Annotated in this window: 16 protein-coding genes, 1 tRNA gene and 1 pseudogene; 16 read left to right on the top strand and 2 right to left on the bottom strand. The window is 55.4% G+C overall.

Features of this window, described 5'->3' with window-relative positions; genetic code table 11:
- Window positions 1-28 precede the first annotated feature (28 nt).
- A complete protein-coding gene (locus V5T82_RS15380; RefSeq protein WP_332896551.1) occupies window positions 29-298 on the top strand; it encodes a hypothetical protein in 270 nt (89 codons plus the stop codon).
- Between the two features lie 115 nt (window positions 299-413).
- Complete coding sequence (locus V5T82_RS15385; protein WP_332896552.1) at window positions 414-962, top strand: hypothetical protein; 549 nt, start codon at window positions 414-416, stop codon at window positions 960-962.
- 410 nt (window positions 963-1372) lie between these two features.
- On the opposite strand, the gene V5T82_RS15390 is transcribed toward V5T82_RS15385, so the two are convergent.
- Window positions 1373-2827, bottom strand: coding sequence for a site-specific integrase (locus tag V5T82_RS15390; protein ID WP_332896553.1), 1455 nt, complete (start codon window positions 2825-2827; stop codon window positions 1373-1375).
- An 87-nt stretch (window positions 2828-2914) separates the two neighbouring features.
- Window positions 2915-3004, bottom strand: a tRNA-Ser gene (locus V5T82_RS15395).
- A 320-nt stretch (window positions 3005-3324) separates the two neighbouring features.
- On the opposite strand from V5T82_RS15395, the pseudogene rplU reads away from it, so the two are divergent.
- From rplU to V5T82_RS15465, 14 genes and pseudogenes are all read left to right on the top strand, one after another.
- Window positions 3325-3636, top strand: a pseudogene (rplU, locus tag V5T82_RS15400) (50S ribosomal protein L21); the annotation flags it as partial.
- 160 nt (window positions 3637-3796) lie between these two features.
- Window positions 3797-4051 (top strand): 50S ribosomal protein L27, encoded by a 255-nt coding sequence (gene rpmA / locus V5T82_RS15405; RefSeq protein WP_332896555.1) that lies wholly within the window; start codon window positions 3797-3799, stop codon window positions 4049-4051.
- Between the two features lie 98 nt (window positions 4052-4149).
- A complete protein-coding gene (gene obgE / locus V5T82_RS15410) occupies window positions 4150-5202 on the top strand; it encodes a GTPase ObgE (protein WP_332896556.1) in 1053 nt (350 codons plus the stop codon).
- Window positions 5199-6320 (top strand): glutamate 5-kinase, encoded by a 1122-nt coding sequence (gene proB / locus V5T82_RS15415; RefSeq protein ID WP_332896557.1) that lies wholly within the window; start codon window positions 5199-5201, stop codon window positions 6318-6320. The genes obgE and proB overlap by 4 nt, the downstream gene beginning before the upstream one ends.
- Before the next feature lie 4 nt (window positions 6321-6324).
- Window positions 6325-7593 carry a glutamate-5-semialdehyde dehydrogenase gene (locus tag V5T82_RS15420; protein WP_332896558.1) on the top strand — a complete coding sequence of 423 codons (1269 nt, stop codon included), beginning with the start codon at window positions 6325-6327 and terminating at the stop codon, window positions 7591-7593.
- Window positions 7594-7609: 16 nt separating this feature from the next.
- Complete coding sequence (locus V5T82_RS15425) at window positions 7610-8209, top strand: nicotinate-nucleotide adenylyltransferase (protein WP_332896559.1); 600 nt, start codon at window positions 7610-7612, stop codon at window positions 8207-8209.
- Window positions 8210-8306: 97 nt separating this feature from the next.
- On the top strand, window positions 8307-8651 hold the full coding sequence (gene rsfS / locus V5T82_RS15430) for a ribosome silencing factor (RefSeq protein WP_332896560.1): 345 nt from the start codon (window positions 8307-8309) through the stop codon (window positions 8649-8651).
- Window positions 8652-8663: 12 nt separating this feature from the next.
- Window positions 8664-9122, top strand: coding sequence for a 23S rRNA (pseudouridine(1915)-N(3))-methyltransferase RlmH (gene rlmH, locus V5T82_RS15435; protein WP_332896561.1), 459 nt, complete (start codon window positions 8664-8666; stop codon window positions 9120-9122).
- A 44-nt stretch (window positions 9123-9166) separates the two neighbouring features.
- Window positions 9167-10711: a 2,3-bisphosphoglycerate-independent phosphoglycerate mutase gene (gene gpmI / locus V5T82_RS15440; protein ID WP_332896562.1), complete on the top strand. Its 1545-nt coding sequence runs from the start codon at window positions 9167-9169 to the stop codon at window positions 10709-10711.
- 9 nt (window positions 10712-10720) lie between these two features.
- Window positions 10721-12073: a murein hydrolase activator EnvC family protein gene (locus V5T82_RS15445; RefSeq protein ID WP_332896563.1), complete on the top strand. Its 1353-nt coding sequence runs from the start codon at window positions 10721-10723 to the stop codon at window positions 12071-12073.
- Window positions 12074-12104: 31 nt separating this feature from the next.
- Window positions 12105-13430, top strand: a complete 1326-nt coding sequence (locus tag V5T82_RS15450) for a S41 family peptidase (RefSeq protein ID WP_332896564.1) — start codon at window positions 12105-12107, stop codon at window positions 13428-13430.
- Window positions 13431-13487: 57 nt separating this feature from the next.
- Window positions 13488-15302, top strand: coding sequence for a divergent polysaccharide deacetylase family protein (locus V5T82_RS15455; protein WP_332896565.1), 1815 nt, complete (start codon window positions 13488-13490; stop codon window positions 15300-15302).
- A 9-nt stretch (window positions 15303-15311) separates the two neighbouring features.
- Window positions 15312-15791: an RNA pyrophosphohydrolase gene (locus V5T82_RS15460; RefSeq protein ID WP_332896566.1), complete on the top strand. Its 480-nt coding sequence runs from the start codon at window positions 15312-15314 to the stop codon at window positions 15789-15791.
- Window positions 15792-15803: 12 nt separating this feature from the next.
- On the top strand, window positions 15804-16781 hold the full coding sequence (locus tag V5T82_RS15465) for a calcium/sodium antiporter (RefSeq protein WP_332896567.1): 978 nt from the start codon (window positions 15804-15806) through the stop codon (window positions 16779-16781).
- Window positions 16782-16851: the final 70 nt, after the last annotated feature.

Consider the following 16851-nt stretch of genomic DNA (forward strand, 5'->3'; position numbering starts at 1 on the left):
CTTAGCAATATTATTTTGGAGATGAATGATGTCAGATAACGAACGCACAAACGAATATTTCGAACAGGTATACCTTGAAACTGCGGAGTATTTTATCGACGGTGTTGCGCCCGTGCTAAACCGGGTATTCACGGAACAGGACAAGCACAATTGCATGGTTGTCATCTCGAACTCCGTGCGTATGCGCCTCATGTTCGGAGAACAGATTACGGACCTCCCATTGCCCCATGAACTTGCAATGACGGCAATCGCTGAACTGATTGAGGATCGTCCGTACAAGCAATCCTCAGCAAGCTAAGGCGCAATCAAGAACGATAATAAAAATAAGCAACTATTGTGTCCGTGAAGGCATTTAGAATTGGTTCCTTCATCTTTACATATGTTGCTCAGAGGCTAGGCAAAGGAATATCCGTATGTATATGGTCACTGTTGGACAAGCATCTCCATATGGCGCCCTCCCGGAAGGCGCATCTTTGATTATTGATTCAAACCAGATCTCCATGATCGTCTCAATGCCGGGACTGATGTCATCTGAAAAACAGGTGTTTCGAAACGGCCCCATGAGTGCCGGTATCGCCACGCTGGAAAATGTCAGCAACGCATTGTTTGTTGTGAAGTTCAGCGGGGGCGTTCCTCTGATTTTGGATGCTCCGTTTAACGTATGCGTAAATGAAAAGGAACATTGGGGGACGCCGCAAAGGGCCCCTCATGAGCATGTCCAATTTTTAAATATTCTTCAGGATGAAAAAGGCATCGTTCAAGCTGTTCAGGGCGTCACCATCCCTCCCAAACTCATGGACACAGTCGAGTCTGTTTGCGATGCACAGATCCTGGCCTCGAACAAGGGGCGTTGGTCCGCGGCTGATTATGACTCAGATACGGACAAACTGTACAGCCATTGGCCATCTCCAATGGCGATTACTCAGGATATCGACCTGGTCAAACTTGGCAGCAAACGGTGACGATCAGCCTTATTCAGTGAAACACTGAAACAGCATCATAATGACCGATGCAACGGACCGCGTCGTTTCCTTTTATGGCCATGCGTAGATATGTGCTTATCTGAAGTAGTTCTGACCATTCATTGATGATGAAACGCCAATTGCATCTTTAGCAAATCCGGTTACGCAGATTCATGAAGCTAGTTGCGGGAAGGCTGCTGTTTCCCGTGTTAGGTTTGAGGTGTTACCTTCAATCTAGTCCTTGGGTGGCCCCCATGACGTCTGACTTGTCGTACACCGTTGATGAGCATGGACAGGATCGCGGAAAGGTGAAGTTCGCTGAAGCCTTCGACCAGCATTCTGCCGGTTGCTGGGCGGCTGTCGTGATTAGCGATTTTCGCTGGAGATACTCATGAAGCAGCCCTCCTGTGTTATGTGGAATAGCCGCGTGGGAACAAGTCCAGGAGCTCTTCATAAGGAATTCCGGCTGAGAAAGCGCGATAAACCAAGCTGACAAACTCAGTCTTTATGACGTCAATGTCATCGGCCATGCCCTCTGTGTCTTTTATTCTGGCGAGCACCTTGACGGCAGGATAGTGCGTGTAGCGGTCCAGCATTTCATTAGTTGTGTGACCGGTTATGCTCATAACCTGTACGGCGTCTAGGCCGCGTTCAAAGAGACGGCTTGTCGCCTCGTGGCGCAGGTCGTGAAAAGTAAAATTTTCAATTTGAGCTTTTTCCCGGGCAACACGAAAATGGTGTTCGACTTGGTCCGTTGAAATCGGGAACAGGTACGGGCCGGGGGACAGCTCTTTGAGTTCCGATAGAATCTGGGCAATTTCTGGAAATACCGGAATAGTTCCCGCACGTTTGGTCCGGCTTTGCAAGGATCTGGGAATGGAAATGATTTGATGGGCATTTCCACCGACCGTAATGTCTTGGATATAGCTCCACTTCAAATCCAGCAACCGTCCTTGACGGAGAGCGGTGAATATTGCCATACGGATTAGTGGCTCGAGATGGGGTAGCGAAGATTCCTTTGCCGCGCCTAAGAGCAATTTTTGTTCATCATTGTCTTCGGTTATTTGCAAGCGGCGCTCACGTCCCGGGCGGCTCGGCGGCATGGTCGTTCCGGGCACCGGGTTTACAAAACCTTCGACACCTTCGCCGGCGTATTTGAGGGCTGACGACAAAAGCGTCATTTTGTTTTTGACGGTGGTTGGAGCCGCTTCGGAAATTTTCTCACGTCCGGCGATGGTGTTGATTTGGGACAGTATGTCATCACGGCTCCGGTGATCTTTCGTCGTTTTGAGTTGCTCTTTCATCTTGGGCAGTTTTTTAATGTCATTTAAACGGGATTTTATGTCCAGGCGTTTGGTGGCATCTGCTGTCTCAAGCGCCTTTTCGAGCCGTTTGACAGCGTGCTTGGTCGAGCGTTCCCAGCCTCGTAACTTGAGAGCTTCGCGAAAAGCGACAATGTCAGCTTGCTTCAATTCCAGAAGCTTTTTATCCGCCCACGGCTCTTTATTCATGGACTGAATGCGATTGGTATCGTTCTTTCGGGATGTCGCAGATGTTTTGGCGCTGACCACATCGTGCAAATAGCGATCTAACGCCATGTGAACGGTTATTGTGTCTGCGGGGCCTGCGACCGTGAAGGTTCCGTCTTTCAGCGCTTGGCGGGTTTGAATGGCCCAGGCTTCAGCTTTCGCGATAACGTGATCACGGTTCTCTTTCGTATCGCGACCGATAAATTCGAATGTTTTGCGAATTGGATCATCACCTTTGTGACTGATCTGGACACGGTATGAACCAGACGGCAGTCTAGAAATGCCCTTTGGCAATTTCTCTCGTTTCTTTTTTCCGTTCTGTTTTGACGTCGCCATGAGTGCTCCCTCACGCAAGAATGATTTGCATGAAGTTTGCACGAAAATAATAGAATTAAAAAGCGAAAATGACTTAAGTCATTGAAATGGCGGAGAGACAGGGATTCGAACCCTGGGTACGCTCGCGCGCACAACGGTTTTCGAGACCGCCCCGTTCGACCACTCCGGCATCTCTCCGCAGTCTTAGAAATCCTGTGGTACAGGGCGGGCGGAGACTAACTTAATCGTTTCGCTCTGGCAAGCGGTCCCTGGGCCGCCTAGGCGGTTTTTTGGCCTACATATATATAAGGTGTCTGGGAAGCATTTGCGGTTGCCCAAATTCGCCATAAACCGTTGACATACGCGGGTTTCGGGGTATATTGCCGCCTTCCTGAGCCACTTTTAGCGGTTCAGGGCGTTTTTAATGCGCAGTTCGCGGCGGCTTTAAGCCTTTGAAAAGTCCAGGGTATTTGCCTTGGCGCCACAGGACGCGGAACAGATAAGAAGAGAGCGATACAATGTTCGCAGTGATCAAAACCGGCGGTAAGCAATACCGCGTCACGGAAAACGATGTGTTTACCGTTGAAAAGCTGGCAGGCGAAGCCGGCGAAACGATACAATTTGACGAAGTCCTGATGATTGGCGAAGACGGCAAGGCCCCCACCGTGGGTTCCCCCGTGATCGAAAAAGCCGCAGTCACCGCAGAAGTCTTGAAACAGACCCGTGGCGACAAAGTGGTGATCTTCAAGAAACGCCGCCGCCAAAATTCCCGCCGCAAAAACGGCCACCGTCAGGAACTGACCTTGGTGAAAATCACTGGCATCAGCGCCACAGGTGCAAAAAAAGCTGCACCGAAAAAAGCTGCTGCTGAAGACAAGCCCGCTGCAAAAAAAGCCCCGGCTAAAAAAGCCGCCGCTAAAAAAGCAGCCGCGAAAAAAGCTCCGGCCAAAAAAGCCGCAGCTAAAAAAGAAGACTAAGGAGTAAACACAGATGGCACATAAAAAAGCAGGTGGTAGCTCCCGTAACGGTCGCGATTCCGCGGGTCGCCGTCTCGGCGTCAAAAAATTCGGCGGCGAAGCCGTGATCCCTGGCAACATCATCATCCGTCAACGTGGCACCAAGTACCACCCGGGTGAAAACGTCGGCATGGGCAAAGACCACACGATCTTTTCCTTGGTCGAAGGCAAAGTGGCTTTCTCCGAGAAAAAAGGCCGCACCGTTGTAGGTGTGGACCCGGCTGCGTAAATAGACGTACAGCCCGAACAAAATTCCAAAAGGGGAATGGCGCGGGCCGTTCCCCTTTTTCTGTGGCCTCTTTGTGGGCCCAATAGGTAATGTGACGTATGAAGTTCCTGGATGAAGCCAAGATATTTGTCAAAAGCGGAGACGGCGGCAATGGTTGCATGTCGTTCCGCCGCGAGAAATACATCGAATTTGGCGGGCCCGACGGCGGTGACGGCGGGCGCGGCGGCGATGTGGTGGTGGAGTGCGTCCAGGGCCTGAACACGCTGATCGATTATCGCTACCAACAACACTTCAAGGCCGGACGCGGCAACCACGGCATGGGCCGCGACCGCACCGGGGCCAAGGGCAGCGACATTGTCTTGAAGCTCCCCCAAGGCACCGAAATTCTGGCTGAAGACAAAGAAACCGTACTGGCCGATTTGACGGAAATTGGCCAACGCATCGTCTTGTTGGAAGGCGGTGAAAAGGGCATGGGCAATGCGCGCTTCAAAACGTCCACCAACCGTGCGCCGCGCAAAACCATACCCGGTGGCGCGGGCGAAGAAATGTGGATTTGGTTACGCCTGAAGCTTATCGCCGACGTCGGCCTGGTCGGCCTGCCCAATGCAGGCAAGTCGACGTTTATTTCCGCAGTCTCGCGTGCGAAACCCAAAATCGCCGACTATCCCTTCACCACCTTGCACCCCAACTTGGGGCTGGTGCGTCGCTTGGACGGGGAACTGGTCCTCGCCGATATCCCCGGTTTGATCGAAGGGGCAAGTGAAGGCCACGGCCTGGGCACGCGCTTCTTGGGTCACGTGGAACGTTGCGGTGCTTTGCTGCACCTGATCGACGGAACCGCCGAAGACGTCGCAGAAAATTACCGCGTGGTGCGCACAGAGCTGGATAAGTACGGCGATGTGCTTCAAGACAAGACGGAGATTCTCGCGCTCAATAAATGCGACGCGCTGTTGGACGAAGAGATCGAAGAGAAAAAAGCGGTTTTGGAAAAAGCCAGCGGCAGAACTGTGCATGTTATTTCGGGTGTTGCTCAAATGGGCGTGGACGATCTGATGAACGTTCTGTTCGACGAAGTCGCCAAGGCCCGCGAGGCCGAAGAAGAGGTTGTCGAATACGAGGACTACGAAATCGACGAGGAGTTCGAACTTTGAGCGATAATCCTCTCACCAGCGCAAAACGTGTCGTGATTAAAATCGGCTCGGCCCTGTTGGTGGACGAGGCGCACGGCACCGTGCACCGCAAATGGCTCGAAGCTCTGGCCCAAGACATCGCGCGTATGAAAGACCGTGGGCAAGACGTTATCATTGTGTCTTCCGGCGCCATCGCCGTCGGGCGGCGCTATTTGGGCCTTGCCGACGGGGATCTTATGTTAGACGAAAAACAAGCCGCCGCCGCCACCGGGCAAATCCGCTTGGCGCATGCGTATCAAGACGTCTTGGGTCATCACGACATCACTGTGTCGCAAATGTTGGTGACGTTGCAGGACACGGAAAATCGTCGGCGTTATCTCAATGCGCGCTCTACGCTCGATGCGATTTTGCGTTTGGGCGCGATCCCCCTGATTAACGAAAACGACACGGTCGCCACCGACGAAATCCGCTTTGGCGACAACGACCGGCTGGGTGCCCGCGTTGCGGCCATGGCGTCTGCGGACGCTTTGGTTTTGTTGTCCGACATTGACGGCCTTTATACTGCAAACCCGAGCGAAGACAGCGCGGCCCAACACATTCCCACGGTGGCGGCCATCACGCCGGACATCGAAGCCATGGCGGGCGGCAGCTCCACCAATGTGGGTTCCGGTGGTATGGTCACCAAGTTGGCGGCAGCCAAGATTTGCCTGCAAAACGGTTGCGCCATGGCGATTACGTTGGGCGAGGGGGACCACCCTTTGAAACGCTTGGAAGACGGCACACGCTCCACGTGGTTCATACCGTCTTTGACGCCTGCGAAAGCGCGCAAGCGCTGGATTGCGGGTTCGCTGAAAGCCCACGGCCAGTTGGTCTTGGACGCTGGGGCTTTGTCTGCGTTGAAGTCCGGAAAAAGCCTGCTGCCCATCGGTGTGACGGCGGTGGAGGGTGTTTTTGATAAAGGCGATGCGGTCGCCATTGTCGATACGAAGGGCCAAGAGCTTGCGCGCGGGCTGTCTAGCTATACATCTGAAGATGCAAAGAAGATCATCGGCAAGCGCTCCGGTGAAATCGAAGATATTTTGGGCTATCGCGGTCGCGACGAACTGGTCCACCGCGACGATATGGTTGTGAAGGAATAATAAGATGAGCGAACAATTCATTCCCGACTTGATGAAGTCTTTGGGCGAGGCCGCAAAAGCTGCCGGTCATGCCCTGGCCATAGCCACGACGGATGCCAAAAACCAAGCGCTCACAGAAGGGGCCAAAGCTATTCGTGCGCGTAAGGCCGAAATCATCGAAGCCAATGAACTGGACGTTGCCGCCGCCAAAGAAAAAGGCCTGACGGGTTCTATGATCGATCGCTTGGTCCTGAACGACGATCGCATCGAAGCCATGGCAAAAGGTCTGGAAGACATTGCGGGTCTGGACGATCCCGTGGGCCGCGTGCTGAGCGAATGGGACCGTCCCAACGGTTTGAAAATTCGCCGCGTGTCTGTGCCCTTGGGTGTTATTGGTGTCATCTACGAAAGCCGCCCCAACGTAACTGCGGACGCCGGGGCTTTGTGCTTGAAGGCCGGTAACGCTTCAATCTTGCGCGGTGGGTCGGAAAGCTTCCGCTCATCGGGTGTGATCCACAGCTGCTTGGTGGATGGTTTGAAAGCGGCAGGCCTGCCCGAAGACGCCATCCAACGCATTCCCACTACGGACCGCGCCGCCGTGGGTGAGATGCTGACCATGGTGGGGCTCATCGACGTGATTGTGCCGCGTGGTGGCAAATCTCTGATTGAACGGGTGATGAACGAAAGTAAGGTGCCTTTGTTCAAACACTTAGAAGGCATCTGCCACACGTACGTGGACGCCGGCGCGGATATGGACAAAGCCATTGATGTTGTGCTCAACGCCAAAATGCGCCGCACCGGAATTTGTGGTGCGACGGAAACCTTGTTGGTGGACAAAGCGGCGGGTGAATTTGTGTTACAGAACTTGGTCAACAGCTTGTTGGACGCCGAATGCGAAGTGCGCGGAGACGCGGCCGTTCAAGCCACGGATGAACGCGTAAAAGCGGCCCAAGCAGAGGACTGGGATACGGAATATTTGGATTCCATCATCTCCATTAAAACCGTGGACGGTGTGGACGGTGCCATGGCGCACATCGCGGCGCACAGCTCGGGCCATACCGATGCCATCATCACCGAAGACAAAGGGATTGCGCAGAAGTTTCTCAACTCCGTGGACAGTGCCATCGTCATGCACAATGCCTCCACCCAGTTTGCCGACGGCGGCGAGTTCGGCATGGGCGCGGAGATCGGCATCTCAACCGATAAAATGCACGCGCGCGGTCCGGTGGGTGTGGAGCAACTCACCAGCTTTAAATACCAAGTCATCGGAACGGGGCAAACGCGCCCCTCTTAGAATGGCGTCTTAAATCATGACACGCGAGATACGCACCGTTGGTCTGTTGGGGGGCTCGTTCAATCCAGCCCACGAGGGGCACGTGCACATTTCGCAAATGGCGCTGGACCGTTTGGGGTTGGACCAGCTTTGGTGGCTGGTGAGCCCGCAAAACCCGCTGAAAAGCACGGACGGTATGGGTTCGTTGTCCAGCCGTCTGAAATCCGCAAAGGCCGTGGCCCAAGCCGAGCCGCGAATCCGGGTTACGGACGCCGAATCGCGCCTGGGAACGCGTTATACGGTGGACACACTGGCCGCATTGCAGCAGCAAAACCCTAATTTGCGATTTGTGTGGATAATCGGGGCCGATAATTTGCGTCAAATCCCCAAATGGAAGGGCTGGCAGCGGATTTTCCGCACGGTGCCCATTGCGGTTTTCCCGCGTGCTCCGTATTCTTTAAGGGCCCTGAACGGACGGGCGGCAAAGCGCTTTTCGCGCGCGCAAATTCCGTCCCGACAGGCCCATGGGTTGGCCCTGAAAACGCCTCCGGCTTGGGTTTTTTTGAAAGCCCCGCTGAACGCGCAATCGGCCACTCGCATTCGTCGTCTTTCAGGGACGCCCGAATATCGGCCTTAGGCAGATATTAAGGGATTTCTGAGAGGCTGATAGGACAACAACTTGGAGGAACCAAACCATTCCTCAGACTGAGAAAAACCTGCCGAAGGGCGCTGAAATGCTCGATATGGTGGAACGCTCACTTGACGGTGATAAAGCCAAAGACATCACCGTGATCGATCTCTCTGGAAAAAGCGAAATCGCGGATTATCTCGTGGTCGCCTCTGGGACGTCTCAACGTCACGTGGGCGCCATGGCTGAACACCTGCGCGAAGAGCTCAAAAAGATGGGTGTCGTGCCCGTCGCCGTCGAAGGCATGCCCCAATGCGATTGGGTGCTGGTTGACGGCGGCGATGTCATCGTGCACCTGTTCCGACCCGAGGTCCGTGACTTCTACAACATCGAAAAGATGTGGGACGTCAAGAGCCAGTCACAAATGGCTCATGTGGAACCCCGCGTTTAAGGATTGAGCCAGATGCGCACCCATCTCATTGCGGTGGGCCGCATGAAGCCCGGTGTGGAGCGCACGCTCTTGGAGCATTACGCAGCCCGCTTGAACCCCGCACCGGACGTGCGTGAGGTTGAAGAAAAGCGCAACCTGCCGCCCGCAAAGCTAAAGGTGCGCGAAGGTGAACTTTTATTGGCCGCCGTTCCCGAAGGGGCTTTGGTGGTCGCCATGGACGAGCACGGTCGCCAACTGGGCAGCCGGGCCTTCGCGAAAAAACTGGGCCAGTGGCGCGACGAAGGTCAGCGCGATGTGGCCTTTTTGATCGGCGGTGCCGACGGATTGGACAAAGCGGTCTTGGAGCGCGCCAATTTGAAACTATCTCTAGGAGAGATGACCTGGCCGCACATGCTGGTTCGCGGTCTTTTGGCCGAACAGCTCTATCGGGCAAACGCCATTTTGACCGGCCACCCGTATCACCGTGACTAACGAACAAACAGAACCTCCCCAACACCGAATTTGAAGACATAACCATGACCGATAACTCTGAGCCAACCGTCAAAAAACCCGTCGTCCTTTGCATCCTGGACGGCTGGGGTGAGCGTAAAGAATCGCTCAACAACGCCATCCGCACGGGCGAGACCCCCAATTGGGACCGTTTGGTGGACAGCAACCCAAGCTCGGCCTTGAGTGCATCGGGATTGGACGTTGGCTTGCCGGACGGTCAAATGGGCAATTCCGAGGTCGGTCACATGACGTTGGGCTCGGGCCGTGTGGTGTTGCAAGACTTGCCGCGCATTGATGCCGCGATCCACGACGGCTCGCTCGATAAAAATCCTGCCCTGTTGTCTTTCATTGAAAAGCTCAAAGCGACAGGTGGCGTTTGCCATTTGATGGGGCTTTTGTCGCCCGGTGGCGTGCATTCCCACCAATGGCACATGCGTACGTTGGCGGGCATCATCTGCGCCCACGGGATTCCGGTTCAGGTGCACGCGTTTTTGGATGGCCGCGACACGCCGCCCAAAAGTGCTTACGACATGGTCTCGCGCTTTGAAGTCGATATCCGCCACATGGCGTGCATCAACATCGCCACCGTGACGGGACGCTATTGGGCCATGGATCGTGACAACAGGTGGGACCGTGTGGAAAAAGCCTATCGTTGCTTGGCTGAGGGCGAAGGCGAAAAAGCCATGACGACGTTGGAAGCCATTCAGGCGTCTTATGACAACGACATTACGGACGAATTTGTCGAACCGCACGTGATTGGCGATTTTGACGGCATGCAAAACGGTGATGGTCTCTTGATGGCGAACTTCCGTGCCGACCGCGCCCGCGAAATTTTGGCTGCACTCGCCGATCCCGCCTTTGACGCCTTTGAGCGTCCGCGCGATCTGCAATTCGCCGCGCAAACGGGCATGGTGGAATACTCCGACGCCCATAATGCGTATTTTGAGGCTCTGTTCCCGCCTGTGGAACTGAACGACATTTTGGGTGAAGTGATCGATGGGGCGAGTTTGAAACAGCTGCACATCGCGGAGACCGAAAAATACGCCCACGTGACGTTCTTCTTCAACGGCGGGCGCGAAGAACCGTTCCCCGGCGAAACGCGCATCTTGGTCAACTCCCCGGACGTGCCGACTTACGACCACCAGCCGGAGATGTCGGCACCGGAAGTCACCGACAAATTGATCGAAGCCATTGAGAGCTCGACGTACGACTTCATCGTTGTGAACTACGCCAACGGCGACATGGTCGGCCACACTGGTGTGATGGATGCCGCAGTGCAGGCTGTCGAAGCCGTGGACAAATGCTTGGGCCGACTGGAAGCCGCCGTGGTGGCCGCTGGCGGGACCATGTTGGTTACGGCGGATCACGGCAACTGCGAAAAAATGTGTGAAGGCGCCAATCCCCATACGGCGCATACCTTATTCAAAGTCCCCGCTGTTTTGGTCAATCCGCCCGCCCGTGCCAAGGGCTTGAACGAAGGCGGTTTGGCGGACATTGCGCCAACGATGTTGGACTTGTTGGGCTTTGATGTTCCCGAAGCCATGACGGGACACACTTTAATTCAGGAGTAATTTTGAACCGTGTTCAATTCGGCTCGCCCCCTCAACCTGTTCAGTGCTGCCGCCATTTTGGCGACCGTGCTTGTTTGTGGGCCGAACCCTTTGTTGGCGGCGGATGTGGATAAAGCGGACAAAAAGCTTCAATCCGTTCAAGACAAAATCAAACGCCAACAGGCCGAAAGTGAACGTCAGAAAAAGCGCGCGCTTCAGCTCAAATCCGAAATGTCTGCCATTTCCAAAGAACTGGTGCAGGCTGCGCAAAAGGTGCATGACCACGAAGCTTCAGTCGCGGGGGTGGAGGCGGAGCTCAACAAGCTGGAGCGTGCCGCCAAACTTAAAGAGCAAAAACTGCGCGAACGCCAACGCCAATTTTCCGGCGTGATGATGGCGCTGACGCGGATTGCGCGTTTTCCGTCCGAAGCCCTGGTGGCCCAGCCGATCCCGCCCGAAGACACGGTGCGCAGTGCGATCTTATTGCGGGCTGCCGTGCCGACCATCGAACAACGCGCGGATGCCTTGAAAGCTGAGCTGGATGAGTTGGCCGAAGCCCGGCGCAAGGTGGACGATCAACGCCAAGTCTTGCTGGCGGCCGTAGAAGGCCTGCGCTCTGAAGAGATGCGCATCGAAGGGATCCGCAAGAAAAAAGCCGCCCTGCGTGCAGAAGCCATTTCCAAAAGCCGCGCCGCGCAATCGAAAGCGCGCAAGCTTGCCAAGCAGGCCAAAAACCTGCGTGATTTGGTGAGCAAGCTGAACAAGGCCCAAGCCGAGGCCAAACGCAAAGCCGAAGCCGAGGCCCGCGCCGCCGCTGAAGCCAAAAAACGCGTGGCGCAAAAAGCGCTAGCGCTTCAAAAGTCGAAAGATGTCCCGCCAGAAGCTAAAGCCGAAGCCAAAGCCAAGCCTCAACCTGCTAATTTGATGGCGTCCGCCGACATCAGTCTTTTGGGCGGTGTGGAAAAAGTCTCCAAAGCGCGCGGCAAGCTGCCCTATCCGGCCATTGGCCGCGTTGTCGGGCGTTACGGTCAACAATTGGACGGTGGATTGACGTCGAAAGGCCTGTCGCTGGAAACCCGCGATGGGGCGCGGGTTATTGCGCCGTTTTCGGGGAAAGTCGTCTTTTCCGGGCCGTTTCGGGGCTATGGTCAGCTGTTGATCATTGATCACGGTGAAGGGTATCACTCGCTTTTGGCCGGGCTTGGCCGCATTGATACGCTCATGGATCAACGCGTCGTTGCGGGCGAGCCCGTCGCGATCATGGGTGGGGATGGCGAAGAGCCTGTTCTTTATGTAGAATTCCGCCGCAACAACCAGCCGATTAATCCGCTGCCATGGCTTGCCAGAAGCAAGCGAATGGCGCAATCTCAGCCGAAGGGTTGAATCAGGGAAACCATTTGAGATGAAGACAAAAATGACGTTCACAAAAACCATTGCCACCGCACTGATCGGTGTGGCCTTGTTCTGCGCTCCTCAGATTTCCCAGGCTGCGGAGGACAAAGACGCGGCTGAGACCTATAAGCTGTTGCAGCTGTTTGGCAAAGTTTTCGAACGCGTGCGATCCGATTATGTGGAAAAGCCGTCGGACAAGGAATTGATCGAAGCGGCCTTAAACGGCATGTTGAATTCCTTGGACCTGCATTCGCGCTTTGAAAGTGCGGACCACTTCAAAGACAGCCAAGTCGAAATCAAAGGTGAGTTTGGTGGTCTTGGTATCGAAGTGACCATGGACAGCGGCGTGGTCAAAGTGGTTTCCCCCATCGACGATACCCCTGCACACCGGGCCGGATTGCAACCGGGGGATTACATTACCCACTTGGACGGTGAGCAAGTGATGGGCTTGTCCTTGACGGAAGCCGTGAAAAAAATGCGCGGCCGCGTGGGTGAAGAAATTGTCCTGACCATTGTCCGTGAAGGCAAGGACCCGTTCGATGTATCCATTATCCGTGCCATTGTGAAGCTGACGGCGGTGCGTTCGCGCTTGGAAGACGACATTGCCTACCTGCGCATCACTAAGTTCAACGAACAGACCTCCAAGGGCCTGTCCAAAGCTTTGAAAAAATTGCGCAAGGAACTCAAAAAAGAGGATAAGGACGCAACGCTGCAAGGCGTGGTGCTGGATCTGCGCTCCAACCCCGGTGGTTTGTTGGATCAAGCGATTGCGGTTTCGGACGCGTTTTTGGAACACGGTGAAATCGTCTCGATCCGCTCCGAACAACACCCCGACACGGCGCAACGTTTCAACGCGCGCCCGGGTGATTTGACCAATGGTTTGCCGGTGGTGGTGTTGACCAATGGCGGTTCTGCATCGGCTTCTGAAATTGTGGCGGGTGCCCTGCAAGACCATGGTCGCGCCATCATCATGGGGACCAAGTCGTTCGGTAAAGGTTCGGTTCAGACCATCACGCCGTTGGGTAATTACGGTGCCATGTTCATGACCACGGCACGCTACTACACACCTTCGGGCCGCTCCATCCAGGCGGTGGGCATCACGCCAGATATTGTCGTGCCGCAATCGAAGTTGGAAAGCTTAGAGCCTACCCGTCAACGTCGCGAACGCGATCTGCGGGGTGCTTTGGATAAAGAAAACGGCAAAAAAGCCGACGAAGAAGCCAAAGCCAACGGCAAGGCCAAAACCGAAGAGGAAGAAGAAAAGCCCGTTGATTATCAGCTGATCCGTGCTTTGGATTTGATCCATGGCATCAAGCTGTATGAAAGCCTGGGTGGCGTTCAGGGCTAAAGCAAACACCGTGGGGAGGCCGTGTGATGAAGTTTGGGGTTTGGTGAGGGTTTTAGAGTGAAGCTCCCGCTCGTCGATAAACTGTCTGGATTGGGGGGCGTGTTTGCGCGCCTCAACCCTTTGGCGTTGCTGAAAAAACGCAAGGGCGACGATGATGACTTCGATGACGAAGACCGAGACTTTCGTCCCTCTGGCGGTGATGAAGAAGACTTCCTCGGCGATTTGGGTGATCTTGATAAAATTGAATCGGATGCGACTGAACGCGATGACGCAGAAGCTGAAGAAGACGATGACGACCCGTTCGGTGATGATGACGATGATGATGACTTTGGCGGCTTCGATGACGACGATGACGATGACGCCGCCGCCGAACCGGATATTTTGGATGAGTATGACGCCGAAGACACTGAGGATTTTGTCGACTTAGACGACGTTTTTGCCGGCAGCGATGAAGAGCTGATCGGGGATGACGAACAAGACGTTCCCGACTTCGAACTCGACGGCTTTGACGATGGCGGGGGTCTTGAAGACGACGAAGATGCTGATGAGGCGGCGCAAAAAGCGAAGCTGAAAAAGCTATTGATCATGGCCGGCGGCGGCGTTGGCGTGGCGGTGGTCTTGGGCGCGCTCGCTTGGTGGCTTCTTGGCAGTGGCGATGGCGCTGAAGATGTGGCGCAAGCCGACGGGGCCAGCACGTTGCGGGGCGACATTGATTTGGGTGGATTGACGGCGCCTGTTTCCACACCCAGCCCGACACCCGCTCCCGCACCTGCATCCAGTCCTAAAGTTGCGCCGGCTCCAGCTCCGGCTGCGTCAACCCAGCCTGCCTCCACCCCCAGCCCCACAGGGGCATCTCCAGCCCAAGGTGCTCAGCCTGCGTCACCGCCAAGTCCGCAAGCCGCGGGCGGCGTTGGTGGTGGGGAAAGTGCGGCGGACCCGTCTTCGATGATCGGGCAGCTCAAGCTGCATGGATTGGACGTACAGATGGAACCGGGTGCAGGTTTAATCATTCCGTCCGTGACCGTCGCTTCTTATGAAAACGTCGCGCCCTGGCCAGCGGGGCAACCGCTGCAGGCCGCCCCCCTGGAAGGGCTAACGGAACCAGGTGAACACGGTCCCTTGCCGATCATTGCCCAAGACGGTCTCACCCCCTTCGATGCCTATGCCCGACCCGAACCGACGGAACAAAGCGGGGATCCCAAAGTTGCAATCATCATTACAGGGCTTGGCATGTCACGGGCCGCGACCCAGACGGCTTTGAACACCATGCCGCCGGATGTGGCATTTGCCTTGAGCGTTTATGGCCGGGGTCTGGATTTTTGGGGCCGTCAAGCGCGCCAAACCGGACATGAGTTGTTGTTGGAATTGCCTGCTGAATCCACCGATTTCCCGTTTTCCGACCCAGGCCCCAATGCTCTGCAGTCTTTAGCCACACCGGAAGACAACATCGCCCAGCTGGAATGGATATTGAGCCGCACCACGGGATACTTCGGGGTGATCAGTGTGTATGGATCGAAGTTCTTAAGTGTTGAAGAGCAAGTTGAGAACGTGATGCGCGCGCTCAAAAAGCGCGGGATCATGTATGTGGATGGTGGCGCACAGGATTCCTTGGGCACGCGTGCAGCGTACAAGCTGAAAACCAATTGGGCTGCGGTGGAAGTGACATTGGACGACAAACCTGGGCGCGCCGCATTCAAGGCTCGGCTGGCAGAGTTCGAAGAGCTGGCGAAACGCCGTGCGTTGTCCATCGCCCGGGTGTCGGCTTCCCCCATGGCGTTGGAGCTGTTGTCCGTGTGGTTGCGCTCGCTGAACGAAAAAGGGTTGAAGCTTGTTCCTGTTTCCTCTCTAGCCAACAAGCAGCTCATCAGATAGAAACATCCCATGGGTAAAAAAGACCTTCCATATCGCTTGGGCGTCGGTGCCGTGTTGCTCAATGCAGACGGCCAAGTCTTCGTGGCTGAACGCATCGATACACCCAGCGCGTGGCAAATGCCTCAAGGCGGGATTGACGCGAACGAAGCCCCCGACGTGGCTGTCATGCGTGAGCTGGAAGAAGAAATCGGCACGGCAAATGCTGCTGTTGTCGCCCAAACAGAAGATTGGCTGGTCTACGATTTGCCAAAAGACGTGCGCAAAAAAGTCTGGAAAGGCCGCTTTCGGGGGCAAAAGCAGATGTGGTATGCGCTCCGCTTTAAAGGCCAAGACGCCGACATCGATTTAAACGCCCACAAACACCCGGAATTTTCCAAGTGGCGCTGGGCGGACATGGCGGACTTGCCGGACTTGATCGTGCCGTTCAAACGCGATCTTTATGTTGAGATCGTGAAATCCTTCATTCATCTGGCCGGATCTAAGGGCTGAGGACCGTACTTTATGAGCTATCTGCAAGTCATCATCGGCTTCGTGTTTTTGTTGGGCGGGGCCGAGTTTTTGGTCCGGGGTGCGGTGCAAATCTCGGTTAAGGCCGGATTGTCGGCGTTGTTGATCGGTATGACCGTTGTGGCTCTGGGCACCTCAGCGCCGGAGTTCGTGGTGAGCTTGTCCGCCGCCCTGGACGGATCGCCCGGCATGGCGCTGGGTAACGTGGTGGGCTCCAACATCGCCAATCTCTGGCTGATTTTAGGGGCGACCGCCTTTTTAGCGCCCATCGTTGTGGATACCCGCGCAGTTATTCGCGATGCCTTGATGGTGACGGCGGCGACGGCTTTGTTCACATGGCTGTGCTTGTCGGGCTCCATCGAACGGATCGCCGGTGGCGTCATGGTGGTGGCGTTGGCGCTGTATTTCTTGCGCTCTTACCTGCGGGAAAAATCAGACGGTGCGGCCAGTGCGCATCTGCACGAACGCGAGGCCGAAGAGTTCCAAGATGTGAAAATGTCCACGTTGATGGCGTGGGTGAGCTTGATCGGCGGTGCGGTGGCTTTGTCGTTCGGAGCCGACCAATTGGTCACCGGCGGCAGTGTCATTGCGCGGGGCTTTGGCGTTCCTGAAGAAGTCATCGGCTTGACCTTGATCGCGTTTGGCACGTCTCTGCCGGAATTGGCGGCTTCGGGCATGGCGGCTTGGCGCGGGCATACGGACGTAGCCATCGGCAACGTCATCGGCTCGAACCTGTTCAACACCTTGGCTGTCATTGGTGGCGTGGCGATGATTACACCGCTTGAAGTGCCAGAACAATTGGTGCGCTTCGATGTGTGGGTGATGATGGCGGCGACGTTGATGATCTTGGCTTATTTGGCGGTGGGCAGGCGGTTTGCAAGGCCGGAAGGGTTCTTGTTTTTAACGGCTTACGGTCTCTATATCGCTGCTCAAGCGGTTGGTGTGGATCAGGTGCTGGGCTGGATCAGCTGATTTTGTCCCCTAGCGGCCTCTGTGAGGCCTAAGAACCCCTTGGGATCATAGGGGTTTTCGTTGCACTTGC

Origin of the sequence: Magnetovibrio sp. PR-2, from assembly GCF_036689815.1 — a bacterium.
Lineage (GTDB): Bacteria > Pseudomonadota > Alphaproteobacteria > Rhodospirillales > Magnetovibrionaceae > Magnetovibrio.